Annotated in this window: 1 protein-coding gene; it reads right to left on the minus strand. The window is 40.4% G+C overall.

All coding sequences use genetic code 11. The annotated features are described in order from the left end of the window. The coding region (locus tag RVS70_RS23300; protein WP_321135128.1) for a transposase at positions 1-235 on the minus strand (235 nt) is incomplete at both ends.

The raw sequence follows: 235 nt of genomic DNA on the forward strand, positions 1-235 counted from the left end.
TGGCCTCTTCTTCAATTGCCTTCTCTTCAACAAGTTGACAGCGAAATAGGACAAAACATTGGCGTAGTAACTCTTTTACTTCGGGATGAACACGGAATCGATTGATGGTACGATAGCTCGGCTCATAACCCTGTGCTAACCACATCATCCGTACACTATCTTTAAGTAAGCCTTCTATTTTTCTGCCAGAAAAAACAGATTGGGTATAGGCACATAAGATAATCTTCATCATCAT

This window comes from Virgibacillus sp. M23, assembly GCF_034190895.1.
GTDB lineage: Bacteria > Bacillota > Bacilli > Bacillales > Amphibacillaceae > Virgibacillus > Virgibacillus salarius.